Origin of the sequence: Williamsia sp. 1135, assembly GCF_002095395.1 — a bacterium.
In the GTDB taxonomy this organism is placed as follows: domain Bacteria; phylum Actinomycetota; class Actinomycetes; order Mycobacteriales; family Mycobacteriaceae; genus Williamsia.
Genome location: NZ_MJEI01000098.1, coordinates 138,947 through 162,034, shown reverse-complemented (window position 1 = coordinate 162,034; position 23,088 = coordinate 138,947). Strand labels below are relative to the sequence as shown.

At 64.3% G+C, this 23,088-nt stretch carries 27 protein-coding genes; 12 read left to right on the top strand and 15 right to left on the bottom strand.

All coding sequences use genetic code 11. The features are described from left to right. Position 1 precedes the first annotated feature (1 nt). Complete coding sequence (locus BFL43_RS17780; protein WP_084893810.1) at positions 2-286, top strand: 4a-hydroxytetrahydrobiopterin dehydratase; 285 nt, start codon at positions 2-4, stop codon at positions 284-286. A 3-nt stretch (positions 287-289) separates the two neighbouring features. On the opposite strand, the gene BFL43_RS17775 is transcribed toward BFL43_RS17780, so the two are convergent. Together BFL43_RS17775 and BFL43_RS17770 are read right to left on the bottom strand one after the other, a co-directional pair. Further along, entirely contained in the window at positions 290-1,435 is a 1,146-nt protein-coding gene (locus tag BFL43_RS17775; RefSeq protein WP_084893809.1) for an acyl-CoA dehydrogenase family protein, read from the bottom strand. Continuing rightward, the gene (locus BFL43_RS17770) at positions 1,435-2,667 is read right to left on the bottom strand and encodes an acyl-CoA dehydrogenase family protein (RefSeq protein WP_084893808.1); all 1,233 of its coding nucleotides are present in this window, start codon (positions 2,665-2,667) and stop codon (positions 1,435-1,437) included. The genes BFL43_RS17775 and BFL43_RS17770 overlap by 1 nt, the downstream gene beginning before the upstream one ends. A gap of 61 nt (positions 2,668-2,728) precedes the next feature. Here BFL43_RS17770 and BFL43_RS17765 point away from each other — a divergent pair, with 61 nt between their 5' ends. The 6 genes from BFL43_RS17765 to BFL43_RS17740 all read left to right on the top strand — a co-directional run bounded on the left by BFL43_RS17765 (position 2,729) and on the right by BFL43_RS17740 (position 7,548). Further along, positions 2,729-3,346, top strand: coding sequence for a QsdR family transcriptional regulator (locus BFL43_RS17765; RefSeq protein WP_084893807.1), 618 nt, complete (start codon positions 2,729-2,731; stop codon positions 3,344-3,346). Between the two features lie 18 nt (positions 3,347-3,364). Beyond that, positions 3,365-4,093, top strand: a complete 729-nt coding sequence (locus tag BFL43_RS17760; protein ID WP_084893806.1) for a rhomboid-like protein — start codon at positions 3,365-3,367, stop codon at positions 4,091-4,093. Then, the gene (locus BFL43_RS17755; protein ID WP_084893805.1) at positions 4,090-4,779 is read left to right on the top strand and encodes an HAD family hydrolase; all 690 of its coding nucleotides are present in this window, start codon (positions 4,090-4,092) and stop codon (positions 4,777-4,779) included. Before BFL43_RS17760 ends, BFL43_RS17755 begins: the two co-directional genes overlap by 4 nt. A 201-nt stretch (positions 4,780-4,980) precedes the next feature. After that, a complete protein-coding gene (locus BFL43_RS17750; protein ID WP_084838203.1) occupies positions 4,981-5,175 on the top strand; it encodes a hypothetical protein in 195 nt (64 codons plus the stop codon). Positions 5,176-5,422: 247 nt separating this feature from the next. Next, positions 5,423-6,565 (top strand): polysaccharide deacetylase, encoded by a 1,143-nt coding sequence (locus BFL43_RS17745; RefSeq protein ID WP_240498332.1) that lies wholly within the window; start codon positions 5,423-5,425, stop codon positions 6,563-6,565. Positions 6,566-6,585: 20 nt separating this feature from the next. Then, positions 6,586-7,548: an alpha/beta fold hydrolase gene (locus BFL43_RS17740; RefSeq protein ID WP_084893804.1), complete on the top strand. Its 963-nt coding sequence runs from the start codon at positions 6,586-6,588 to the stop codon at positions 7,546-7,548. 12 nt (positions 7,549-7,560) lie between these two features. Here the strand turns inward: BFL43_RS17740 and BFL43_RS17735 are convergent, their stop codons facing one another. Beyond that, a complete protein-coding gene (locus BFL43_RS17735; RefSeq protein ID WP_084893803.1) occupies positions 7,561-8,382 on the bottom strand; it encodes a class I SAM-dependent methyltransferase in 822 nt (273 codons plus the stop codon). A gap of 166 nt (positions 8,383-8,548) precedes the next feature. Between BFL43_RS17735 and BFL43_RS17730 the strand changes: the two genes are divergently transcribed. Beyond that, positions 8,549-9,223 carry a helix-turn-helix domain-containing protein gene (locus BFL43_RS17730; RefSeq protein ID WP_084893802.1) on the top strand — a complete coding sequence of 225 codons (675 nt, stop codon included), beginning with the start codon at positions 8,549-8,551 and terminating at the stop codon, positions 9,221-9,223. A gap of 6 nt (positions 9,224-9,229) precedes the next feature. On the opposite strand, the gene BFL43_RS17725 is transcribed toward BFL43_RS17730, so the two are convergent. The 5 genes from BFL43_RS17725 to BFL43_RS17705 form a co-directional block, all read right to left on the bottom strand. Continuing rightward, positions 9,230-10,261, bottom strand: coding sequence for a phosphotransferase family protein (locus BFL43_RS17725; protein ID WP_084893801.1), 1,032 nt, complete (start codon positions 10,259-10,261; stop codon positions 9,230-9,232). Then, positions 10,258-11,487, bottom strand: coding sequence for an acyl-CoA dehydrogenase family protein (locus BFL43_RS17720; RefSeq protein ID WP_206186694.1), 1,230 nt, complete (start codon positions 11,485-11,487; stop codon positions 10,258-10,260). Before BFL43_RS17720 ends, BFL43_RS17725 begins: the two co-directional genes overlap by 4 nt. Before the next feature lie 33 nt (positions 11,488-11,520). Then, entirely contained in the window at positions 11,521-12,339 is an 819-nt protein-coding gene (locus BFL43_RS17715) for an SDR family oxidoreductase (protein WP_084893834.1), read from the bottom strand. A 66-nt stretch (positions 12,340-12,405) separates the two neighbouring features. Then, positions 12,406-12,864, bottom strand: a complete 459-nt coding sequence (locus BFL43_RS17710; RefSeq protein WP_084838068.1) for a cupin domain-containing protein — start codon at positions 12,862-12,864, stop codon at positions 12,406-12,408. An 84-nt stretch (positions 12,865-12,948) separates the two neighbouring features. After that, positions 12,949-13,581 carry a class I SAM-dependent methyltransferase gene (locus BFL43_RS17705; RefSeq protein WP_084893799.1) on the bottom strand — a complete coding sequence of 211 codons (633 nt, stop codon included), beginning with the start codon at positions 13,579-13,581 and terminating at the stop codon, positions 12,949-12,951. Between the two features lie 211 nt (positions 13,582-13,792). Here BFL43_RS17705 and BFL43_RS17700 point away from each other — a divergent pair, with 211 nt between their 5' ends. Then, positions 13,793-14,848, top strand: coding sequence for a hypothetical protein (locus tag BFL43_RS17700; RefSeq protein WP_240498335.1), 1,056 nt, complete (start codon positions 13,793-13,795; stop codon positions 14,846-14,848). A gap of 10 nt (positions 14,849-14,858) precedes the next feature. Here the strand turns inward: BFL43_RS17700 and BFL43_RS17695 are convergent, their stop codons facing one another. Beyond that, the gene (locus tag BFL43_RS17695; RefSeq protein WP_084893832.1) at positions 14,859-16,520 is read right to left on the bottom strand and encodes an FAD-binding dehydrogenase; all 1,662 of its coding nucleotides are present in this window, start codon (positions 16,518-16,520) and stop codon (positions 14,859-14,861) included. Positions 16,521-16,672: 152 nt separating this feature from the next. On the opposite strand from BFL43_RS17695, the gene BFL43_RS17690 reads away from it, so the two are divergent. After that, positions 16,673-17,056 carry a hypothetical protein gene (locus tag BFL43_RS17690; RefSeq protein WP_084893798.1) on the top strand — a complete coding sequence of 128 codons (384 nt, stop codon included), beginning with the start codon at positions 16,673-16,675 and terminating at the stop codon, positions 17,054-17,056. A 7-nt stretch (positions 17,057-17,063) separates the two neighbouring features. Here BFL43_RS17690 and BFL43_RS17685 read toward each other — a convergent pair whose 3' ends face one another. Next, complete coding sequence (locus BFL43_RS17685) at positions 17,064-17,903, bottom strand: AraC family transcriptional regulator (protein ID WP_084893797.1); 840 nt, start codon at positions 17,901-17,903, stop codon at positions 17,064-17,066. 116 nt (positions 17,904-18,019) lie between these two features. Here BFL43_RS17685 and BFL43_RS17680 point away from each other — a divergent pair, with 116 nt between their 5' ends. Then, positions 18,020-18,616, top strand: a complete 597-nt coding sequence (locus tag BFL43_RS17680; protein ID WP_084893796.1) for a TIGR03086 family metal-binding protein — start codon at positions 18,020-18,022, stop codon at positions 18,614-18,616. A 53-nt stretch (positions 18,617-18,669) separates the two neighbouring features. Beyond that, positions 18,670-20,010 (top strand): TIGR01777 family oxidoreductase, encoded by a 1,341-nt coding sequence (locus BFL43_RS17675; RefSeq protein ID WP_084893795.1) that lies wholly within the window; start codon positions 18,670-18,672, stop codon positions 20,008-20,010. Between the two features lie 9 nt (positions 20,011-20,019). Here BFL43_RS17675 and BFL43_RS17670 read toward each other — a convergent pair whose 3' ends face one another. From BFL43_RS17670 to BFL43_RS17650, 5 genes are read right to left on the bottom strand one after another with little or no spacing between them, the layout of a single operon-like run. Then, positions 20,020-20,283: a hypothetical protein gene (locus BFL43_RS17670; protein WP_084893794.1), complete on the bottom strand. Its 264-nt coding sequence runs from the start codon at positions 20,281-20,283 to the stop codon at positions 20,020-20,022. 31 nt (positions 20,284-20,314) lie between these two features. Then, positions 20,315-21,364, bottom strand: coding sequence for a beta-eliminating lyase-related protein (locus tag BFL43_RS17665; protein WP_084893793.1), 1,050 nt, complete (start codon positions 21,362-21,364; stop codon positions 20,315-20,317). Continuing rightward, the gene (locus BFL43_RS17660) at positions 21,361-22,077 is read right to left on the bottom strand and encodes a ferredoxin reductase (RefSeq protein WP_276206114.1); all 717 of its coding nucleotides are present in this window, start codon (positions 22,075-22,077) and stop codon (positions 21,361-21,363) included. Before BFL43_RS17660 ends, BFL43_RS17665 begins: the two co-directional genes overlap by 4 nt. Then, on the bottom strand, positions 22,074-22,667 hold the full coding sequence (locus tag BFL43_RS17655) for a sulfite oxidase-like oxidoreductase (protein ID WP_084893831.1): 594 nt from the start codon (positions 22,665-22,667) through the stop codon (positions 22,074-22,076). Before BFL43_RS17655 ends, BFL43_RS17660 begins: the two co-directional genes overlap by 4 nt. A 57-nt stretch (positions 22,668-22,724) precedes the next feature. Beyond that, positions 22,725-22,967 (bottom strand): hypothetical protein, encoded by a 243-nt coding sequence (locus BFL43_RS17650; RefSeq protein WP_084893792.1) that lies wholly within the window; start codon positions 22,965-22,967, stop codon positions 22,725-22,727. Positions 22,968-23,088 lie beyond the last annotated feature (121 nt).

Here is a 23,088-nt window from a genome sequence, read left to right as displayed (position 1 = left end):
AATGGCCCACCTGTTGAACGAATCCGAGATCACCCAGGCACTCGCTGATCTGGCGAGCTGGACCCGCGAGGGAGACTCCCTGACCCGGACCGTCGACTGCCCCGATTTCCCGGCAGCCATCGCGTTCGTGGGCCGGGTGGCGGAGGCCGCCGAAGCGGCCGACCACCACCCGGACATCGACATCCGTTGGCGCAAGGTCACCTTCACCTTGAGCACCCACTCCGAGGGTGGACTCACCGGCAAGGACACCCAACTGGCGCACCAGATCGACGACCTGGAGCCCTAGCACTCACCTGGTCAGTGCGGCGTACCTGGCGATGTGCTGATCCGCGGAACCGAACTCGTACTCGATTGCCGTCAGCCGCTTGAAGTAGTGCCCGATCGCCAACTCCTCGGTCATCCCCATGCCGCCGTGCAGCTGCACCGCATTCTGGCCTATGAATCGCGCCGACCGACCGATCGTCGCCTTTGCGGCCGACACGGCCAGCGCGCGATCGACCCGGTCACCGTCGAGGTTGAGAACGGCCAGGTACACCGCCGCCGTCGATTGCTCCAGCTCCATGTACATGTCGACCATGCGATGCTGCAGGGCCTGGAAGCTACCGATGGCCTGGCCGAACTGCTGGCGCTGCTTCGCATAGTCGACGGTGTCGTTCAACACCTTTCGCATCAGTCCGACCGCCTCGGACGCGACAGCCGCAGTCGCCTCGTCGACGGCGCGGTCGATGGACTCCCACGCCTGCCCTTCCGCGCCGATCAAGGCGTCGGCAGGAACTCGGACATCGGTGAACGTGAGGTCGGACGCCTGCCGGTCATCGATGGTGCGATACGAATGGACTCCCAACCCGGCTGCGGGCGCGGCGGCGTCGAACTCGAGAAGGAACAACGAGATGCCGTCGGTGTCGCGCTGCTCACCGTCCGTGCGGGCCGTCACCAGTAGGTGGTTCGCCAGCGGCGCGCTGCTCACAACTTCTTTTGTGCCGTTGATGATCCACGAGTCGCCGTCTTTGCGGGCGGTGGTGCTGATGTCGGAATAGTTGTGACCCGACGTGGGCTCGATTGCTGCGAATGCCGTGATGGCCTCACCCGCAACGATCTGTTCGAGTACGGCTCTGGCCCGCTCGCCGCCCCCACGTTGCAACAGCCCGGCACCGAACACAACGGTGTCGACGAACGGTTCGACGACGAGGGCCTGTCCCAGCGCTTCGGTGACGATCATCAATTCGACCGGTCCGCCACCGATCCCACCTTCGGATTCGGGAAGGGTGGCACCCAGGATGCCGAGTTCTTCTGCGAAGCTGTGCCAGATCTTCGGTTGCCAGCCCGCACCCGTCTTCGCAGCAGCACGGCTCGGTGCCAGCTCGTAGCGACTTGCCAAGAACTTCGCGAGCCCGTCGCGCAGGAGTTCCTGTTCTTTGGTCAGAGTGAAGTCCATCAGAGCCCCAATGCTGCTTTGGCGAGTATGTTTCGCTGAATCTCGTTGCTACCGGCATAAATCGAGCCGGCTCGATCATTGAAGTAGCGCAGCGGTGCCACCGCCTCCCACGACTCGCCGCTGACGTAACCGTCGGCGGGAGCGGTGAACTCGGCGATGGGTCCACCCGGTGCCGCGGCGTGCGGCTGGTAGACCCGCCCGCGGGGTCCGGCGGCCTCGAGGGTCAACTCCGTCAGCTTCTGACTGAGTTCGGTTGCAAGCACTTTGAGCATCGACGACGCCGGCCCCGGGTTCTTTCCCGCGGCCATTGCAGAGAGGGTCCGATACTCCAGGATCTCCAGCACCTTGGTACGGATCCGTGCTTCCGCGAGTTTGTTCGCGAACGCCGGGTCGTCGAGTAGTGCGCCGCCGTTCGGGCCCGGCTGCTCGGCCGCCGCCGTGGCCAGCGACTCCGCCATCACCTGCAGCGCGGGCGCAGCCGCACCCCCACCTCGTTCGAAGACGAGTAGATACTTCGCGACAGTCCAACCGTCGTCGATCTTGCCGAGCACGTTCGCCTTCGGCACCCTGACGTTGTCGAAGAAGACCTGGTTCTGGACCTGCTCCCCCGAAGTCATCACCAGCGGACGCACCTCGATACCCGGTGACGTCATGTCGATGAGGACAAACGTGATCCCGACCTGCTTCTTCTCCTGACGCGAGGTGCGAACGAGCGCAAACATCCAATTGGCCTCGGTCGCATGGGTGGTCCAGATCTTGCTGCCGGTGCAGACGAGGTGGTCGCCGTCGTCGACCGCCGCCATCGACAGCGACGCGAGGTCCGAGCCGGCCTCGGGTTCGGAGTAGCCCTGACAGAAGAAGACATCGCCGGTGAGGATTCCCGGCAGGAAGTAGTTCTTCTGCTCTTCGGTACCAAAAGCGGTGATCGCGTGCGAGACCATCCTGATGCCCATCGGCGACAGCGACGGGGCACCGGCGAGAATCGATTCGCGGCTGAAGATGTAGTGCTGGGTGAGGCTCCAATCGCAGCCACCGTGCTCAACCGGCCACGCCGGCGCGGCCCACCCGCGCTCATGGAGGATGCGCTGCCATTCCATGCTGGCCTCGTGGTCCGAGTACACGCTCGTCGTCAAGCGGCCCGCGCGCCGCAGATCCGGTGTCAGTTTCTCGTCGAGGAAAGACCTGACCTCGTCCCGAAAGGCCAAGTCGTGCGCTGACCAGTCCAAATCCATCTGCACTCCCTGCGTGTGACACCCGATTGACCGATCGATCGGTCAGAGACAAAATCTACTTATGTCTCATGAGGCCGTCAACAGCCCCCCGCGGCGGACCCGCATCGCGCAGAGCGATGTCATCGATGTGGCGTACGACTGGTTCCGGACCGGGCAGCGGGTGGACATCGGCAGACTCGCCCGGGAGTTGGGGATCGGGCGCGCCACGGTCTACCGATGGTGGTCGGGGCGGGAGGTGATCCTCGGCGAAGTGGTCTGGCGAATCCTGATCGAGGCCATCGATCGGGTGGAGGCGAGAAAGACCGGAATCGATGCCGGACATTTCGTCGAGAACTTCGGCCGGATGGCAGAGATGGTGCGCACCTACGAACCACTCGAACGATTCGTCGCAGATGATCCCGAGTACGCCCTACGTGTGCTGACCTCCCGCTACAGCGTGGTTCAGGGCAGGTTGATCGAGTGGACCGTCGACAGATTGGGTCGCATTCCCGAGATCCGGTCCCACACCGACGTCGATGACCTGGCGTATGCGATTGTCCGCGTTGGTGAGTCGTTCATCTGGAGCGACATGATCACAGGAGAGCCCCCGCAGCCGGACAAGGCGACCGCGATGGTCAGACTTCTCGTCGCAGGCGCCTGCTCTCCCCTACCATTGCCTGGTGGCCCCCACGTCCGTTGACGAGCGACGGGGCCCCGCGTGAGCGGCCGCCGCGCAGGCGGCCGCCTCTGGAACTCGAGGCCGTCGCTGTACGTGCGCAGCGCGCCGGGCACCTTCATCTGGCTGGCGGTGTTGCTGGCGACCACCATCATTCAGCATTCCGTGACACCCGAACGTCTGCAGACGATCCTGGGCGCTCAGTCGACCAACATCCGTCACCTCGGCGACGATCCGGTACACGTCCTGATCACCAGTCTGTTCTGGCTCGACGGATATTATTGGTTGCCGTACCTGTTGTTGTACTGCATCTTCCACGTTCCGGCCGAGCGCTGGCTGGGCACTCGATTGTGGCTCGCCGTCGGCCTCATCGCCCACGTGAGTGCAACGTTCGTCAGCGAGGGTGTGCTGTATTGGGCCATCGAGCACGACCGGGCGTCGGAAACACTGGTGAATGTCAGAGACATCGGGGTCAGCTACTTTCTCGCCGGGATCATCGGGGTCTTGACTTTTCACATCGCCAGACCGTGGCGGTGGTTGTATCTCGCCGGGATGCTTGTCCTGTTCTGTGCACCATTGCTGGCGAATGTGACCTTCACCGGTATCGGCCACCTCAGTTCCCTGCTGATAGGTCTGGCTTGCTACCCGCTGATCAGGACCAGCCCGCAGGTCCAGTGGTCGCCTGCGGCCTCACTCGCACGCTTTCGCACACGCAGCGACCGACGATTCCCGACGGTAGGGTCGACACCGGCAGAGGAGGACGAACTGTGACCGAAATCCGGTGGGCCACCTTCGATTGTTACGGAACCCTGATCGACTGGCGACACGGGATCGCCACCGGGATCGAGCTGATCTTTCCCGGGCGCGGCCCCGAACTGCTCGAGACGTTCAACCGGCACGAACCTGTCGTACAGGCCGAAACCCCGACTCTGCGGTACCGCGACGTTCTCACCGAGTCTTTCCGGCGCACCGCGGACGAGGCGGGACTGACCCTGCTCCCCGACGACGCGGACGTGCTGGCGGCGTCGATTCCGTACTGGCCCGCATTCGACGACACTGCGGCGGAACTGCAGCGACTCCGAGACGCGGGATGGCGCCTGGCGTTGCTGACCAACTGTGATCGCGACATCATCGGCGCGGCGCAGCGACGGCTGCGAACACCCGTCGATGCGATTGTCACAGCCGAAGACGTAGGCGCCTACAAACCCGATCACAGACACTTCCGGCGGTTCGCCGAGACCTTCGACCCCCGCCCCGGAAACTGGGTCCATGTGGCGCAGAGCTACTTCCACGACATGGTGCCGGCGGCTGCGCTCGGGATACCGCGCGTGTGGGTCAATCGCCGCGCCGAGAATGATGACCCGGCGATAGTCGACGCCGTGGTCGCCGACCTGAGCCGGCTCACCGAGACAGTGACCGAGGTCGGAGACGCAGCGCAGCGGAGCTCGACCATCTGAGGAGACGCAGCGCAGCGGAGCTCGACCATCTGAGGAGACGCAGCGCAGCGGAGCTCGACCGTCTGAGGAGACGCAGCGCAGCGGAGCTCGACCGTCTGAGGACCGGCACCTTGGCGCGGATGTGTAACCCACGGAAGTGCCGGGTACTCGCCGTCAGACGCCGAAGCGCACCGCTTTCGACGAGATGAACGAAAGGCGATGATGACTCAGTATCGAGTACTCAATCCCGATGAAGAAGTAATCGACACGAAAGACTTCAACAACGCCGAGGACGCTTACCACTGGTTCGCCGAGAAAGAGGTCCCGTCCGGAGAGCTCGGGTACCGGATGGAAGTGAACTCGGACGGTAATTGGAAGATGTTCGATCAGACCGACGGCACCCGGTCACGCGACTGAGTGAGGCTGCGGACGGCGCCAACTTTCCGATCCTTCGGTCGGAGTTGGCGCCGCCTCCGTTTCAAGCGCACCTCGGACGACGCGGAGTTGTGTTGAACCCCATGTCAATGCCGTCCGAGTCCGATTTGACCTGTTAGGATTTCGGCGAGCACAGGGCGCTGTTTCGCCCGGCCTGGCAGCCGAAAGGGTCAAACAGTTGCTATCCCGACTCCGTCGGCGCAATGTGGTGCGCGGCTTGGTGATGGCGATGGCCGCAGCCACCCTCGCCGCCTGCGGTGCCGAGCGACCCGAGGTGCTCCTGGGCATCACAGCAGTTGATCAAACGATCGAGACCGCCGACCCTCCGCCGGAGAAGAAAGACGACTCCGGCCCCCAGCGGACCGCTAGCAATGTCCCGATGGAGGTCTTGGCCCCGGGAGAGAAGCCCCCGCAATTCGTGCTCTTCTCATTCGACGGTGTCGGGGTCTCCGAGAACTGGGATCTGTTCCTCGAAACGGCTAGGAGCTCGGACTCGCGCTTCACCGCTTTGATGACCGGCTTGTATTTCCTCGCCGACGACCACAAGAAGGAGTATCGGGGTCCCGGATACCAACCCGGAGAATCCTCCCTGGCGTTCGGTGGCAGCAAGGCCGAGGTCGTCGAACAGGTCGAATATCTCAATCGCACCTGGTACGACGGACATGAGATGGGCACCCACTACGTCGGACACTTCTGCGCCGGAACGAAAAATCCCGGCAAGGACTGGAGTACGGCCGAGTGGAACCACGAACTCGACCAGTTCTTCCGCCTGATGACCGACTGGAAGAGCATCAACAACCTTCCTGACGCCCCGGATCTCGCATTCGGCGAAGACGTTGTGAAGGGCGGCCGCACCCCGTGCCTCGAAGGCGGCATGGGTCAGCTGTTCCCGGCCTTGGGTCAGCACAACATGACGTGGGACTCGTCGAAGGCTGCACGTCAGCCCGGAATCTATTGGCCGACCAAGGTCGGCAGCATCTGGGAGTTCCCGATTCCTTATACCTGGTCGCCACCGCTGAAGCATCGGCAAACCGCTCTGGATTACAACTACTGGTACACGTTCAACCAGGCCAAGGACGCACCCGGCAAAGCGCCGGAGATCCGCAAGATCGTCAAAGAGTCTTACGACTACATGTTTCGGCGCGCCTATGAGGGCAACAGGGCACCCTTGGTGATCGCCAACCACTTCAACGACTGGAGTGGCAACGCGTTCAATCCTGCCACCGCCGACTTCATGAGCGAGGTCTGCGTGAAGCCCGAAACCATCTGCGCGACGTACCAGGACGTGATCGCATGGATGGAGCTCCAGGATCCGCAGGTCCTCGGTGTCTGGGAAGACATGCCCGCGGTGGCCGTTGATGCGAACAGCTGAAAACAGAAAGGTGCCCGCCGATGCGTCGACGTAGCGCTCAGATCTTCACATCCCTCGCGACCATCGGCGTCGTGCTGGTGGCCGGATGCACCGACGATGACGGGGCCTCGTCGGAGCAGACGACCTCGGCGTCGATCCAGGACGACGCCAAGGTCACGTCGCTGTCCGAGGTCACGGTGCAGCGGATCGATTACCCGACACTCGACGGCACCGACCCCGAACAGAATTGGGGCGACCTCTACCTTCCGGCGGGGCCGCAGAACGTCGATTCGATCCCGCTCGTGGTCCTGATCCACGGCGGCGCCTGGCAGTCGCAGCTCGGTGCCAACTTGTTCGACCCCTTTGCGCGGGATCTCGCCGCCAAGGGCATGGCTGTGTACAACATCGAGTACCGGCGGGTCGGCTCCGGAGGCGGGTGGCCGACGACGTTCGAGGACGTTTCCCAGGCGCTCGACAATGTCGCCGCCATCGACAAGAAGTTCCCTCAACTCGAAACCACCGACGCGCTCGTCGTCGGCCACAGCGCCGGCGCGCAACTCGCGGTCTGGGGCGGGACCAGGCACAAACTGGAGTCGGACGAGGTGGGCAGCAACCCGAAGTTCCGGCCCACCAAAGTGATCTCACTGGCGGGTCCCCTCGACATGGTGCAGGCGGTGAAGAACGGCGACGACCGCATCGTCACCGCGCTCGGAGGCACGCCGGAGCAGGTGCCGGATCGGTATACGTCCGTCGATCCGATCCAGAACATCGATCCGGGCACCCCTGTCATCGCTGTCCACGGCACGGCGGACACGGTGGTGTTGCCGTCGCTGTCACAGCGATACGTCGACGCGGTCAACAAGCAGAACGGCACGGGCAAGGTGATCCTGCTCGACGGCGAGGATCACGGGTCGATCGTCACGTCCACCAAACCCGTCTACGGCCAGATCATCGACATCATCACCGATGCCTCGAGCACGAAGGCAGCAGACCTCGACGAATGAGACGGCGACCGGTTATCGAATGATGCCGGTGACCACCAGGTACTCCCACTCCATCACCCCGTCGTCAAGGGCGTCATCGGCCAGATCGGCCAACGCCTGATCGAGCGACGCGGTGGCTTCGGCATCACCGCTGATGTTTCGGTATACGGCGATCGTCGGGCCGTAGGTGGACTTGAAGAAGTCCCTGAACTCCCCGCCGGATTCGAACCGGTCGACCTCGAGAGTCCGGCGCACCGGGGTCAATTGATCGACTCGGTCGGCGAACAACGTGCGCACGTGCTCCTCATCGCCCCACAGTGGCGGTGGCTGTGCGCCCGCCGGAGGGGTGGGCGTGTACGGCTTCATGGTGCCGAACATGCGGCCGATGAAGCCCGCCGGTGTCCAGTTGATGAGCCCGACGCGCCCACCGGTTCGGCACACACGGATCAACTCGTCGGCCGACTCCTGGTGATGTGGCGCGAACATCACTCCCACGCAGGACATCACGACATCGAAGCTGTTGTCGGCGAAGGGTAATGACTGGGCGTCGGCCTCCCGCCAGGTGAGCTCGACGTGCTCCTCCGCGGCGAGTTGGCGCCCCGCCTCGAACAGTTCTGGCGTGAGGTCGGATGCCACCACATCGGCGCCCTTCTGGGCTGCGGGTATCGAGGCGTTCCCGCTCCCTGCCGCGATGTCGAGGACGTGCTCACCCGCGCGAATCCCCACTGCCTCGACCAACGTCGGTCCCAGGCCGGCGATCACCTGTGTTGCCACGGCCGGATAGTCCCCGGAGGCCCACATCGCGCGGTGCCGGACCAACAGGTCGCCGGCGAGTTCTGCGGTCTTGTTCGTCATGAGCTTCTCCTCTGCTGTCAGCGGCGGCCCGGCGGGCCGACCGTTCTCAGCATCGGCCGTCCCACGCGTGGGAACCAGTGCCAGATCTGTACTGTCTCTGCTTTCGAATCTGTACTGGTCCTACTCCCCCGAGCAGTGTGTACTGGGTGGAGATCAAGGAGTCGTTATGCCCGGATACGGTCAATTCTGCCCCGTCGCCAAGGCCATGGAAGTGCTCGACGAGCGTTGGACACTGTTGGTGGTTCGCGAACTCCTCGCCGGTAGTTGTCATTTCAACGAGTTGCGGCGCGGGGTTCCCAAGATGTCACCGGCGCTGCTGTCGAAACGCCTTCGCACACTCGAACGAGCCGGTGTGATCGACCGGCAGCTCGACGGCGGCCGTACCCGCTACGAGCTGACCGCCAGTGGGCGCGAACTGTCGACTGTCGTGGAGGCACTGAACGCCTGGGGTGTGCGGTGGATCGGCGGATTGGGTGATGCCGACCTCGATCCCCATCTGCTGATGTGGGACATGCGCCGCAACGTGGACGTCGAACGGTGGCCGCGCTCGCGTACCGTCGTCACATTTGAGCTCAGCGGAGTGCAGTCGGCAGTGTCGAGATGGTGGCTGGTCGTCTCCGATGGCGACGCCGACATCTGCGACTACGACCCGGGCTTCGACGTCACCGCCACAGTGACATCGAGCCTGCGCGAGCTCACCGCGATCTGGCGTGGGGACGTGAGCTGGGCCGGCGCCCTGCGGGGCGGTGACGTGCATATCATCGCCGGTCGCGAGGTCCGCACCAGTGTTCCGGAATGGTTGGGACAGGGACGCATGGCGCAGATCCCGCGCCCGCGTTGAATGTCGCTACACCAGGCCTGCTTCCGAACCGACCTGCAGCGTGCGCTCGGACAAATTGTCGATCAGCGCAGCGGTGGGTCCGCCGTCGCGTGAGGCGTTACGTGGGTCGTTCATCAACCGGCGCAGAATGCCTTCCGCGATGATCGTCAGCCGCCACAGGCCCATGGTGTGCCAGTAGCCCGCGGCGCTCACGTCGCGACCGGTTGCCGACGCGTAGGCATCGATGACCTCTGCTCGGGCCGGGAAGCCCGGCAGCGTGGGAACGGTGGACAGCGCTGCCACCGGGTCGGTGGATTCCGGCCAGAATGCCAACAAGTTCCCCAGATCGGCGAGTGGGTCGCCGAGGGTGCACAGCTCCCAATCCACGACCCCGATCACCTCGCCGTCCGAGGATGACGTGATCACGTTGCTCAGATGGTAGTCGCCGTGCACGAGGGTCAGCTCGGTCTGTTCGGGTGCATGCTTCGCAAGCGCTTCGGCGACTCGCGTAACCGCTTCGACGTCGCGGGTTTTCGACTTCTCCCACTGACCGGTCCACCGTTTGAGCAGTCTTGCCGCGTACGGTTTGTGGCTGGCCAGATCATTCAGCCCGACGGACTCGAGATCGATCGCATGGATGGTCCCGAGCGCCTTCGGCAGCGAAAGGCCGATGCGTCGCCGGTGATCTTCTGTCAGCGTCTCGGCAACGGCCCGGTCGTCGATCACCGCGCCGTCGATGTAACTCATCAAAACCAATGGGGCATCGGTGATGTCGGGATCAGCTGTTGTGGCTATCATCCGCGGCACCGGGACGGGCGTGTCCTGCAGGGCGGACATGATGCGGTGTTCGCGAAGGACGTCGTGCGCGGAGGCGAGCAACGCTCCCAGCGGAGGTCGGCGCAGCACCCACTTGTTGCCGTCGGAATCGGAGACCAGGAAGGTCAGGTTCGATTGGCCGTTGCCGATCCGCTGAAACGACAGTGGCGGAGCAGCAGACACCCCCAAGCCGACCATCCAGGTCGTGACCGCCTCGGTGTCGATCCCGACCGGGGAGTTCATGCCGACTTTCCGGTCTTGCGGTACCGACCGAGTTCGTGTCGCGCGATACTCCGCTTGTGCACTTCGTCTGGTCCATCCGCCAGGCGCAGCGTGCGAAGGTGCGCGTACATGCTGGCGAGTGGGAAGTCGTCGGAAACCCCTCCGCCTCCATGCACCTGGATGGCACGATCGACGATCTTGAGCGCCATGTTGGGAGCTGCGACCTTGATCGCGGAGATCTCCGTGCGAGCCTGCTTGTTTCCCACCGTGTCCATGAGCCACGCCGCCTTCAGCGTGAGCAACCGGGTCATCTCGATCTCGATTCGGGCCTCGGCAACCCAATCCTGGATGTTGGCCTGCGCGGCCAGCGGTTTGCCGAACGCAACCCGCGATGAGGCGCGCTCACACAGCAGTTCGAGAGCACGCTCTGCCATCCCGATCGCGCGCATACAGTGATGGATGCGGCCGGGACCGAGCCTGGCCTGCCCGATCATGAAACCGGCACCTGCACCGGCAAGCACGTCAGCGTCCGGGACACGCACATTTTCGAACACCACCTCCGCATGCCCTTCGCGATCCTGGTAGCCGAAGACAGGAAGATTGCGGAGCAACTTCACACCGGGCGCGTCGATCGGAACGACCATCATCGACTGCTGCGCGTGCGCGGCCGCGTCCGGGTCGGTTTTACCCATCACGATGAGCACTGCGCAATTGGGATGCAAAGCGCCTGACGTCCACCACTTTCGACCGTTGAGCACCCAGTCGTCGCCGTCGCGGACCATGGACATCCGGATGTTCGTCGCGTCGGAACTGGCGACATCCGGCTCGGTCATCGCGAATGCCGACCGAATGGTGCCGTCCAACAAGGGCTGCAGATAGCGTTCCTTGTGCTCGTCGGTCCCGAACAGCGAGAACACCTCCATGTTGCCCGTGTCGGGTGCAGAGCAGTTGGTGGCCTCAGGCGCCAAACCGGCGCTGCGACCCATGATCTCGGCCAGCGGCGCGTACTCGGAGTTCGTCAGGCCCGCTCCGTACTGCGGGTCGGGATGGAAGAGGTTCCACAGGCCCCTGGACTTCGCTTCCGCTTTCAGTTCCTCGATGATCGGTGGATCGAAATGCGGATCACCCGATTCCGCCATCTGCTGGGCGTAGGTGGCCTCCGCCGGGTAGACGTGGGCGTCCATGAAGTCGACAAGACGATCCTGAAACTCGAGACAGCGCGGCGAGTAAGCGAAATCCATTGACAATAACCAGCTTTCAATTGAACGGAAGAGCGGCGATCACGGGTTCGACATCAAGTGCCGTTGGTAGCGGCGCATCCCACCTATCCATCGGTCGTAGTCCGACCCCTTGTTACGGTAGAAGTCGAGCACCTCCGGGTGCGGCAGAATCAAGAACTTCTCCTCCTCCATCGCGGCGAGGACAGCGGTCGCGACCTCTGCCGGACTCAATACGGCGCCGGCGCTCGTCACCGCGCTCGCGGCCACGGACGCGCCCGGTTGATCCGTCTGAAAGCCAGATCTGAGGAGCTTGGTCTCGACGCCCATCGGGCACAGGCAACTCACGGCCACCCCTTGGTCTCCGTACGTCACCGACAGCCATTCCGCGAACCCGACGGCCGCATGTTTGGAGACCGAATACGTCGCGGACCCGATCTGGGTCAGCAGACCCGCCGCGGACGCGGTCGACACGAAGTACCCGCCCCCGCGCTCTATCCACTTCGGAACCAGGAGTCGGGCAGCACGCACATGGGCCAGCACGTTGACCCCCAGAGCCACGTCCCATTGGGAATCAGGGGTGTCGAGTCCGAGGCCTGCGGTGGTTCCGGCATTGGCGAAGAAGATGTCGACCGGCCCGAGTTCGGCTTCGGCGCGGCCGATGATCTCCTCCAGCACTTCGGGATCCGAGACGTCGCCCCCGAACGACAGGGCTCTTGTCGATCCTGCCGCCGAGATCTGCGCGGCGACCGAGGTCGCCGATTCGGCATCGAGGTCGGCAACCAGTACGGAGGCACCCGCTTCGGAGAGTGCGTGGGCGAGGGCGGCGCCGATACCGGCTCCCCCTCCGGTGACTACGGCGACTTTCTCTGCGATCTGCACCACACCGATGTTAGGGGGTCGGTCCGCACCTGCGGTTCGAGGTGGCGAAACGACTCCCCCGGACGGCTACGTCTTGTCACACGGTGGTGCCGGCGTGACGTCCTCGAAGAGCGGCGCGCCGATTGGTTCGAGGTACACCACGTCCAGGATCACCGGCTCCTTGCCGAGGTTGCGACCGACGTGGGTATTCGACTTACCGCTCGGTTCGTTGATGAACGCACCGGTGTCGAAGATGACCGGTTTGCAGTCCGACCCCGGATGCGTCAGCGTCCCGGCTTGGACGATCCCGAGCACCGGGCCGTCGTGGTAGTGCCAGCCGGTGGTGCCACCAGGGGCGATCGTGATCTGCTTCGCCACCACGTGAGCTCCGTCAGGAATGAACGGCAGCAATTCGGCCGGGATCTCGATGTCCAGCAACGTCACTCCGCTGATTCCCTCACCGGGCGTTGCCTGTGCGGTCGCCGGGAGCAGTAGTCCGGCTGATAGCGCGACGACAGCCCCAACAGCACTCAGGATTCTCTTCATTGGCAGAGGGTATCCCGCAACGTCGCAGCTCACAGGATGTTCAACGAAAGGGCGTTACCGTCGGTCCGGACTTTCCCGGTACGACTACCGGCGTCGCTGAAGCCGAACCACGACATCGTGAATCGTGGTGGGCGTACCCGATTTGTCGACGCCGCGGCGAGCGACTACCCGATTGGTTTCCATCGACCAGGCCGCCGCGTCGACCTGCGCGAAGATCTCCTCGCCGGTGAAGTAGAGACCGGGATGCCCTGGCCTCGACACACCGGTCTGCAGGTCTGATCGGTCGTGGCCGATCAGCAACAGGTGCCCACCTGGCAGTACGGACGCCGCGGCCCGGTGGACGAGCGTCGCCCGCAGGTCGGCGGGAACGTGCAGGAATTGTGCGCACACCAGGTCGTAGTGATTCGGGGACGGCGACCACGCGGAGAGGTCGGCCTCGATGGTGGTGATGCGTGCTGCGATATCCGGACCGGCCTGCGCGGCGTACTCGGATACCCGAGCCAACGCGACCGGCGAGAAATCCACGGCATCCACCCGCCAGCCCTGTCGAGCCAGCCAAATCGCATCGGCACCCTCCCCACAGCCGAGCTCCGCCGCCGTTCCGGCCGACAAACCTGTTGTCTCTGACTGGAGCTGCGCAGTGGGTCGCCCGCTCCAGACCCGCTCGCGGCCGCGGTATCTATCGTCCCAGAAGTCGGCGTCGAAGCGGCCCGCCATGGCGATCCCCTTTCACAGCATCGGGGTCGGTGGCGATGCCGGTGTCGAGCCGAAGCGGTCATTCGGGACCCTGCTCCCAGTACACTTTATTCACCGTGGAGCAACAGCTCTGCCTGCGCATAGGAGCGAAGTGACACCGTCCGGCACACGACCGCGCAGACTCGGGCCGTTCACCCGAAACGCGATCGGCACCAGCTCGGCTGAAGCGTTCATGATGATCGCGATCGCCACCATCCTCGTCACCAGGGGCTATCTGTGGGCGACGGACTACCCGCAGGTGGGTGGTGGCTCACTACACATCGCCCACGCCCTGTACGGCGGCGCACTCATGATGCTGGCATTGCTGGTGAGCTGGTGGATGCTCGGATACGGTGCCCGACTGTTCTGTGTTGTGTTCGGCGGCATCGGTTTTGGACTCTTCCTCGACGAGGTCGGCAAGTTCGTGACCAAGGACAACGATTACTTCTACGGCCCCTCGGCCGAGATCATGTACGTCCTGGTGGTGGTCGTGCTGGTCCTGGGCAGAATCATGCGGGAGATCCGGCCACTGAGCGCCCACGAGGAGCTCGCCACCGCCGCCGCCATGGCTGCGGACGGGGTCGCTCGGGGCCTGCAACCACACCGTCGCGAACTAGGTTTGCGGCTGGTCGAACGCGCAGAGGAAAAGGGCGCCGATCCCGAGACCGCGCAGCACATAAGGAGTCTGCTCATCGGTGCGCCCTCGGCGTCCGCACGTTTGTACGCTTTGCAGCAGTGGGCTCCGCGGCTCATTCCTTCGTTCTTTCGCAGCCCGCGCTGGCTACCGATCGTAGGCTGGTCCCTGGTCGTCATCTCCCTCGCCGCGTTGGTGTCCGGTGTCATCGGCATCTGGCTCGACAATCCGTACTATGCGGACGACAACCTCCAGGTCGAACTGGCAGGGGCGGGAGTGGCGGCCTATATCTTGGTCGCCAGCGCCGCCATCACGCTCGCGTTTTCACTGCCTGCGATGATCGCGCGCACACGCACCACGAAGCTCTGGCCATTACAATTTCTGCGGTACGGGGCCCTGACGTTCGCCCTGCTCAACGCCCTTGTCGACTTCGCCACCGAGGGATTCGGTGCGCTTCTCAACCTCACGGTCGGGCTGTTCGCGCTCGCAATCATCTCGTATCAGATCGATGTACGGATCCGCGAGGCCCGGCCGCGGGCGCATGCCGAAGCGATCGCCGCGGAGGCGGCACACGAAGCCGAGGCGAAGGCGCCCGCGCCGGCCCCGGCTCACTGATCGCGAACGCTCAACTGAGGTCGCGGGCCAACGCCCGGCCCGCAGCGCGGCCCGAGAAGATGCAGCCGCCGAGAAATGTCCCCTCGAGAGCGTTGTACCCGTGCACACCGCCCCCACCGAAGCCCGCGATCTCCCCCGCCGCGTACAGGCCGTTGAATGCGCTTCCGTCGGCCCGGATCACCTGGGAGTCGAGATTGGTCTCGAGCCCACCCAGCGTCTTCCTGGTCACCAGATGCAATCGCACCGCGATCATCGGACCGTATTTCGGATCCTGCAGGCGGTGCGGCTTCGCCACGCGGATGATCTTGTCACTCAGATAGTTCCGCGCATTGCGGATCGCCATGATCTGCAGGTCCTTGGTGTATTTGTTCTCCAGTTGCCGATCACGGGCCACGACCTCTGCTTCGATCTGTTCGAAGTCGAGCGTCGGTCCAGTCGTGATCTCGTTCATCCCGGCCACCAGATCACGCAGATTGTCACGGACGACGAAGTCGACACCGTGTGACTTGAACGCCTCCACCGGCCCGGTGGCGCCCTTCTTCACCCGCTGCAGCAGCAGTTTGACGTCTTTGCCGGTGAAGTCGGGGTTCTGCTCGGACCCGGAGAGCGCGAACTCCTTCTCGATGATCGCCTGCGTGAGGATGAACCACGTGAAATCGTGGCCGCCCCTGGTGATGGTCCCGAGCGTTCCCAGCGAGTCGAATCCCGGGAAGTTGGGCACCGGAAGCCGTTTGCCGGTCGCATCCAGCCATAGCGACGAGGGACCAGGAATGATACGGATGGCGTGGTTCGGCCAGATCGGATCCCAGTTCTTGATGCCTTCGGTGTAGTGCCACATCCGATCCCGGTTCACGATGTTTCCGCCCGCACCTTCGGTGATCCCCAGCATCCGCCCGTCGACGTGTGCGGGCACCCCGCTGATCATGTGCGCGGGAGCCGGACCGAGACGCTCGGTGGGCCAGTTCTTCTTGATCAGCTCGAAGTTCCCTCCGATACCCCCGGCGGTGACGACCACTGCCTGCGCCCGGAGCTCGAACTCGCCGGCCGCCTCCCGCGTCGATTCCGCGCCGCGCCGCTGCGTGGAGGCCGCCAGCACCGTGCCACGCACGCCCACCGCGGCGCCGTTCTCGACGATGATGTCGTCGACCTGATGCCGGTAGTGGAAGCTCACCAGACCTCTGGCGGCGCCTTCGAGCACAGGTTCGCGGAACACCCGAACCACCTCGGGTCCGGTCCCCCACGTGATGTGGAAACGGGGGACAGAATTCCCATGACCACCGGCAGCCCCGGCGCCGCGTTCGGCCCACCCGACGGTGGCCATCACCTTCAGACCCAAGGCATTCAGGTACGCCCGCTTCTCGCCGGCCGCAAAGTTCACGTACGCTTCGGCCCATTGGCGAGGCCAGTGATCCTCACGATCGCGATCGAACCCGGCGGAAGAGAACCAGTCCTGCCGGGCCAGCTCCACCGAATCCTTGATGCCGAGCCTGCGCTGCTCCGGGGTGTCGACGAGAAACAGCCCTCCGAGGGACCAGAACGCCTGACCACCGAGGTTCTGCTCGTTCTCCTGTTCGAGGATTGCCACCCGCCGGCCGGCTTTGACCAATTCGTGTGCGGCCACCAACCCGGCGAGACCTCCACCGACCACGATCACATCCACCTGCTCGGCCATGATGTTCCTCTCCCTCACTGTCATCCGGTCCGTACTTCCCGTCGAGCGCCCTCTCAAGCACGAGCATAGGGAACAGACCCCACATCACATCCGACTACAGGTGTTTGCCGATTCAGGAGGCAGTGGCCGACGCCCGGGTTGATACTGGGTCCGTGGCGACCAAGGACAACGGCGAGGACGGAGCCGAACGACAACGCTTCCGTAAGCTCGCACAGGCAGCGATGAACGCCGATATCACTGTCGCACAGCTCGATACGATCATGGGCGATCTGGGCAGTGCACTCACCGACTTCGACAGGGCACTGGGCGGCTTCGACACCACACTGGACAGTTTCGGGTCGGCCCTCGACGATTTCTCGGCGACCCTCACCCGCGTCGACACGACGGTGACCACGATGATCGGTGTCGTCGAGCGGTTGGAGAAGATCGTGGGCCGTGTCGAGGCGATCGTCGATCTCGCCGAACGAGTGATCGCACCTGTGTCGTCCGCGGAGCACATGCTGCGCGGGTTTCTCGGGATCGGGCGGCGGGCCTGACTCGGAGTCAGTTGTCCGAGGACCTGACGGCGCCGACATAATCCGTCGGGGTCTGTCCGATGACGGCTTTGAATTCACGGGCCAGATGGGCCTGATCTGCGTACCCCAAGTGCGCGGCGACGTCGGCGATCGACGAGTCTCCGCGACGCAGCGCCAGCGCCGCGTCCTGCAGCCGGCGTCGCTGGATGAGCCATTTCGGGCTGAGGCCCGTCCGGTGGATCGTGAGGCGCTGTAGCGCTCTCGTCGTCATGTTGAACGCTGTGGCGAGGTCTGCCACCCGCCGAGGACCGTTCTCTTCCTCGACGGCATCGATGATCTGATTGATCAACAACCCCTCGTCGTCGACGGTCCACTGCCGGCTCCAGCGGTCGTAGAGGTCCGCTACCGTGTCGAACGGTTCGCCACTTGAGGACTTCACCGCCGTCATGACCTCGCGGATCCGCGTACTCAACGCACCATCGCACGGGATGGGTAGCGGTTCCCCGATCGGTAGCGCAGGCCCTGTTCGCGAACCACTCGTCATCGAGCGCCCGGTCATGATGGTGATCGCTGCCGGTCGCAGTAACACACCCGCTGCCCACCCGGTCGCCTCGAGTTTGCGTTCTGTCGTCCCCTGGCTCACGCAGTAGAGCGCTGCGCGGTCGGCTTCCACCACCACATTTCCGCCAGGATGCTCGAGCACGGGCTGCAGAGCCGGAGTATCGAGATCCCACTGCGCGAACCAGACGTGCCGGAGCAGATCGCTCGGCGGCAACGGCACCCTGGTCAGTTTCACCCCGCCGCGGTCAGGTCGTAGTTCGCCTCTGGGAGCTGCAGGTGCCCAGCCGAGGTTGTCGCCTTTGTTCACGCCGCTCCTTGTCCTCACAGGTGATCCGAATCCCCAGTATGGTCTGGTTCCGCACCTTGTCGTTCTCGTCCGTAACACTGACCGGCGGCCTACGCTCGAAAAGGACACACCCGGAGATGGAGTCGATGGCGGACGATCAAGAAGTACTTGCCAGGTATTCACGTCGCGCCGGGCGTTTTGCAGACGTCATCTCCGCCGCGCCGCCCGGCCGCTGGTCGGCCCAGTCCCCTTGCGCCACATGGACCGCTGCAGATGTTGTGCAGCACGCAGTGGACATGCACGCAGCCATGTTCGTTCCCACCGACCTGGCGCGGGCTCCGGGCCCTTCTGTGACAGAGGATCCGTTGGGTGCATTCAACAGCGCCCGCGCGGACGTCGAGCGCGCACTCGGCGATCCGGCGGTGGCAGGTCTGGCCGTGCAGACGCCGATGGGACCGTCGACGTTTGCCGCCCATGTCGATGGGGTCGCAAGCGCCGACCTGATGATCCATTCCTGGGATCTCGCCCGCGCCCTGGGCCTCGACTATTCGATCGATCCTGACGAACTGGATGATCAGTGGCAAGGGGCGCAACAGATCCCGGACATCATGCGCCGGCCGGGTGCTTTCGGCCCGGGGATCGTCGTGTTCGGACCCGTCGTCGAGGTGCCGGACGACGCACCAGTACAGGACCGCATTTTAGGACTTCTCGGCCGCGATCCCCACTGGACGTGAGCTCTACGGGCCGCGCACGCGACCCGACCGACCGACCTGCGTAGCGTGGGCTCATGGGTATCACGCATTCGAGCATCGTCCCCGCCCCCATCGACGAGGTGTTCGCCTGGCACGGTCGGCCTGGCGCGTTCACGCGCCTCGCACCACCCTGGGGGCCACCGTCGCTGGTGCAGGAAGCGGACTCACTCGAAGACGGGACGGCGATACTGGCCTTTCCGGGCGGACTCAAGTGGGAGGCCAAACACCAGGCCTCCCGGTTCCACCCGCCGAACCAGTTCGTGGACAAACTCGACTCGTGGCCGCTGCGAACCATCATGACCTGGACGCACCATCACGGGTTCTCCGAGGTGGACCCCGACTCGACGCGCGTCACCGACACGGTGAACACCCCTGTTCCCGCAGCGCTTCTGCGCTCGATGTTCCGCTACCGGCACCGCCAACTCGCCGACGATCTCGCGACCCATGCCTGGGCGAAGTCGCTGCGAGGCGCCCCGCTGACCGTCGCCATCACCGGGTCGTCGGGACTGGTCGGCGCTCCCCTGGTCGCTCTGCTGACCACCGGTGGCCATCGGGTGATCAAACTGGTCCGGCGTGATCCACAGGGTCCGGATGAACGCCGGTGGGATCCTGACAACCCTGCCGCGGACCTGTTCGACGGAGTGGACGCAGTGGTTCATCTCGCGGGTGAGTCGATTGCGGGGCGTTTCACCGATGCCCACAAGAAGGCCGTCCGTGAAAGCCGCATCGAACCGACCGCGGCGTTGGCACGCGTGGCGGCCGCGTCAGATCCCGCCCCGGCATTCATCAGCGCCTCTGCCGTCGGTTTCTACGGATACGACCGCGGCGACGAAGTTCTGGACGAGAGCTCCTCGCGGGGTGATGGTTTCCTCGCTGACGTCGTCGTGGACTGGGAAGCTGCTGCCACTGCCGCAGACGGCGGTCGCACGGTGCAGGTGCGCACGGGCATCGTCCAGGCCGCGGCCGGTGGGACGCTTCGTCTGATGCGCCCATTGTTCACGGTGGGGTTGGGCGGCCGACTCGGCGACGGGCAGCAGTGGCTCCCGTGGATCGGGATCGATGACCTGATCGACATCTACTACCGCGCCATCGTCGATGAACGCGTGGTCGGCCCGATCAACGCTGTCGCGCCGAATGCGGTGCGTAACAACGAGTACACTGCGGCTTTGGCATCGGCGGTCCATCGCCCGGCCATCGTCCCGGTGCCGTCGTTGGGTCCGCAGCTCATCCTCGGTTCACAGGGTGCGCAAGAACTCGCGCTCGCAAATCAGCATGTGGTCCCCGAACGGTTGACCGAGCTGGGTCATCGGTTCCGGATGCCCGATGTCGGCCGGACGCTCCGTCATCAACTCGGCGGCGACCCCGACAAGGCCTGAATCGGAGCTCTATCCCTTCGCCCCGAACCGGGCGTCCATCTCGTCGAAGTAGGCATCCGCCAGCCGGGTGAAATCGGGTGCTGTCAGTTTGATCTCGTCCCCGACCCGCAGACCCAGAACAGAGGTTTCCGGCTTGAGCTTGATCGTGTTGTCGACGCCGAGACGGCCGTCGTTCTCCAGCAATGATTGGGTGAGAACTCGGACCTCATTGATCGGGTTGCCGTTCTTGCCTTCGACGCCACGGGTTCGGTGGGTGAAGAACACGTCGAGCACGAAGACCAGGTCGGTGAAATACAGACTTTTCTCATCCTGCTATGAGTTCGGCCCGAATGGTCGACGCGAATCCGTCTACGTCGGACTCGGCCGTGTCGAAGGAACACATCCACCGCACCTCGCCGGTGAACTCATTCCAGGTGTAGAACTTCCAGGTGTCGCGGATACGTTCCGCCACAGCAGGATCGAGGACCGCGAACACTGCATTCGCGTCGGTCGGATGGGTGAACGACAGGCCCGGAGTACCTTCGAGTTGCGAACGCAGACGCGACGCCATCGAGTTCGCGTGAGCCGCTGCGGCGATACCGGCACCGCCGGAGAACAACGCCAGTAGCTGCGCCGAGACGAACCTCATCTTGCTTGCCAGCTGCATGCTCATTTTCCGGAGATACGCCATACCGTCCGCCAGTTCCGGGTTGAGTATGACCACCGCCTCGGCCCCCAACGCGCCGGCTTTGGTACCGCCGAGACTCACCACGTCCACCCCGACGGCAGACGTGAACTCGCCGAATGACATGTCAAGCGCCGCAGCGGCATTCCACAGCCTGGCGCCATCGATATGCACGGTCATCTGATGGGCGTGCGCATAGTCGCAGATCGACTTGATCTCGTCCGCGGTGTACACGGTGCCGAGCTCGGTGGCCTGGGTGATGCTGACTGCCGAGGGCTGCGCGCGTTGCACATCGCCCCATCCCCAGGCCTGCGTCGCGATGGACTCCGGGGTGAGCTTGCCACCGATGACAGGAACGGTCATCAGCTTGAGGCCGCTCACCCGTTCCGGCGCGCCGCCCTCGTCGTTGTGGACATGCGCCGACTCGGCCACGATGGCCGCGCCCCAGCGCGGCATCATCGAGGTCAGCGACACCACATTCGCCGCGGTGCCGTTGAACACCGGGAAGATCTCGGCGCGGGCGCCGAACTCGTCCCGGACCACCCCGCGGAGGGCGTCGGTGTAGACATCCTCGCCGTAGGACGACTGGTGGCCACCGTTGGCTTCGCCCAGCGCCGCGAGCACTTCGGGCAACATCCCTGCGTAGTTGTCGGAGGCGAATGCACGCCACGACGCGTCGTGCAGCGTCATCCGCCGAACCTCTCGGTCCGGATGCTCGCTGTCGGGTAGCCGAGATCGACCAGCCACTGCGCGTACTGCTCGACGAACGCCGTGGGTCCGCACACCCTGATCTCGGGTTTCTGATCGACAGGGATCACCCGTTCGGCGAACTCGGCCGCATCGGGTCTGCCGGCAGGCCTGGACGATCCCGGCGGAGCCTGCCGGGTGTAGAGATAGTCGATCTGTAGCCGGTGCGAGTCTTCGAGACTGTCCAGTTCGGCGGCGTAGTAACGGGTCTCGGGCGTTCGCAGGGAGTAGAGCAACCGGAACGGTGCCTCCGATCCGCTGCTCTCGCGAGCTCGGATCATCGACATCAGCGGGACCACGCCGGAGCCACCTGCGATCAGTTGCACCGGTGCCGGATCGGACGCGTGCCAGGTGAACCACCGGCCGATGGGTCCGCGGATCTCGACCTGGTCACCGACCTCGAGGTCGTTGATCAGATAGGGCGACACCTCTCCGTCGGCGAGTTCCTCGATGGTCGTCTCGAGCAGGTCATCACCACCTGCTGCGGCCACCGAATACGACCGGACCGCCTGATAACCGTCTTCGGCTGTGAGCCGGATGTCGATGTGCTGGCCCGGGAGCACCCTGCCGCGCTCAGGTAGCTGCAGATGCAGAGTCCGCGCGGTCGGTGTCTCCATCGACGCCGCGACGACCGTCGCCGGCCGCCACCCGTTCACCAATATCGTTCCTCTTTCCAGGGATCCCCGTGATTGTGATAGCCGTTGGTCTCCCAGAATCCTGGCACATCCGAGTCCATCACCCGGAGACTGTCGACCCACTTGGCCGACTTCCAGAAGTACAGGTGCGGGATGAGCAATCGGGCTGGTCCGCCATGCTCGGGATCGAGCGGCTCACCATCGAAGGTATGCGCGATCCAGGCCTTTCCGTCGAGCACGTCTTCGAGCGGGACGTTCGTGGTGTACCCGCCGTAGGAGTGCGCCATCACGAACCCGTCGGGGTCGACATCATCTCCGAGCAACACGTCCAGCGACACCCCACGCCAGGTGGTGTCGAGTTTCGACCAGGCCGTCACGCAGTGGATGTCGACCGTGATGTCCTCTTGAGGGAGGGACATGAACTCGTCCCAGGTCCAGCTGCGGGTTTGCTCGCCGGGCGCTTCGATCTCGAACGTCCACTCCGACAGTGGTATCGACGGAGTGGGCCCGGCAGACAAGACGGGGAAGTCATTGGTGAGGTATTGCCCCGGCGGAATCCGGTCGTTCTGTTGCCGGCGTCGGGCGCCGAACCCTTTGTTGATGATCGCCATTGCTTCAGTGTGCTCTGCGTGTGAGTGGTCCGCAGCCTTTGGGTGCCACCGGTTTCGTCAGGTGTTTCGTTTCGCGCGCCCGCGCATGGTCAGCACCCCGACCAGCCAGCCCACCGCGAACACGACCAGCAGCGTGAACCACAGCGGCGAGTCCACCGTGATCCAGAACAGTTGGATATTCGTCGAACGCCGATTCTGCAGCACGAAGATCACTGCGATGATCGACAGAGCCAGGGCCGCCCAGCCGGCGGGCGAAACCTTGGCGAGCACGTTCGTCTTACGGCGGGAGCTTTCGGTCATGGAGTGACTCTAGTCCGCCTCCTCCTCGCAGTAGTTCGGAATTTCGGCGCTCCACCTGGTCGTGAGCAGGTCTTCGTCACCACCCACAGCCGTTACGGCCGCTGATCCGCCGGCCCCGACT

Excerpts from the sequence above, each read along its gene's own strand:
- BFL43_RS17780 (WP_084893810.1), top strand. The coding sequence starts at position 2 with ATGGCCCACCTGTTGAACGAATCCGAGATCACCCAGGCACTCGCTGAT.
- BFL43_RS17775 (WP_084893809.1), bottom strand. The coding sequence starts at position 1,435 with ATGGACTTCACTCTGACCAAAGAACAGGAACTCCTGCGCGACGGGCTC.
- BFL43_RS17770 (WP_084893808.1), bottom strand. The coding sequence starts at position 2,667 with ATGGATTTGGACTGGTCAGCGCACGACTTGGCCTTTCGGGACGAGGTC.
- BFL43_RS17765 (WP_084893807.1), top strand. The coding sequence starts at position 2,729 with ATGTCTCATGAGGCCGTCAACAGCCCCCCGCGGCGGACCCGCATCGCG.
- BFL43_RS17750 (WP_084838203.1), top strand. The coding sequence starts at position 4,981 with ATGACTCAGTATCGAGTACTCAATCCCGATGAAGAAGTAATCGACACG.
- BFL43_RS17745 (WP_240498332.1), top strand. The coding sequence starts at position 5,423 with ATGGCCGCAGCCACCCTCGCCGCCTGCGGTGCCGAGCGACCCGAGGTG.
- BFL43_RS17740 (WP_084893804.1), top strand. The coding sequence starts at position 6,586 with ATGCGTCGACGTAGCGCTCAGATCTTCACATCCCTCGCGACCATCGGC.
- BFL43_RS17735 (WP_084893803.1), bottom strand. The coding sequence starts at position 8,382 with ATGACGAACAAGACCGCAGAACTCGCCGGCGACCTGTTGGTCCGGCAC.
- BFL43_RS17730 (WP_084893802.1), top strand. The coding sequence starts at position 8,549 with ATGCCCGGATACGGTCAATTCTGCCCCGTCGCCAAGGCCATGGAAGTG.
- BFL43_RS17725 (WP_084893801.1), bottom strand. The coding sequence starts at position 10,261 with ATGAACTCCCCGGTCGGGATCGACACCGAGGCGGTCACGACCTGGATG.
- BFL43_RS17710 (WP_084838068.1), bottom strand. The coding sequence starts at position 12,864 with ATGAAGAGAATCCTGAGTGCTGTTGGGGCTGTCGTCGCGCTATCAGCC.
- BFL43_RS17705 (WP_084893799.1), bottom strand. The coding sequence starts at position 13,581 with ATGGCGGGCCGCTTCGACGCCGACTTCTGGGACGATAGATACCGCGGC.
- BFL43_RS17700 (WP_240498335.1), top strand. The coding sequence starts at position 13,793 with ATGATGATCGCGATCGCCACCATCCTCGTCACCAGGGGCTATCTGTGG.
- BFL43_RS17695 (WP_084893832.1), bottom strand. The coding sequence starts at position 16,520 with ATGGCCGAGCAGGTGGATGTGATCGTGGTCGGTGGAGGTCTCGCCGGG.
- BFL43_RS17680 (WP_084893796.1), top strand. The coding sequence starts at position 18,020 with ATGGAGTCGATGGCGGACGATCAAGAAGTACTTGCCAGGTATTCACGT.
- BFL43_RS17675 (WP_084893795.1), top strand. The coding sequence starts at position 18,670 with ATGGGTATCACGCATTCGAGCATCGTCCCCGCCCCCATCGACGAGGTG.
- BFL43_RS17665 (WP_084893793.1), bottom strand. The coding sequence starts at position 21,364 with ATGACGCTGCACGACGCGTCGTGGCGTGCATTCGCCTCCGACAACTAC.
- BFL43_RS17655 (WP_084893831.1), bottom strand. The coding sequence starts at position 22,667 with ATGGCGATCATCAACAAAGGGTTCGGCGCCCGACGCCGGCAACAGAAC.
- BFL43_RS17650 (WP_084893792.1), bottom strand. The coding sequence starts at position 22,967 with ATGACCGAAAGCTCCCGCCGTAAGACGAACGTGCTCGCCAAGGTTTCG.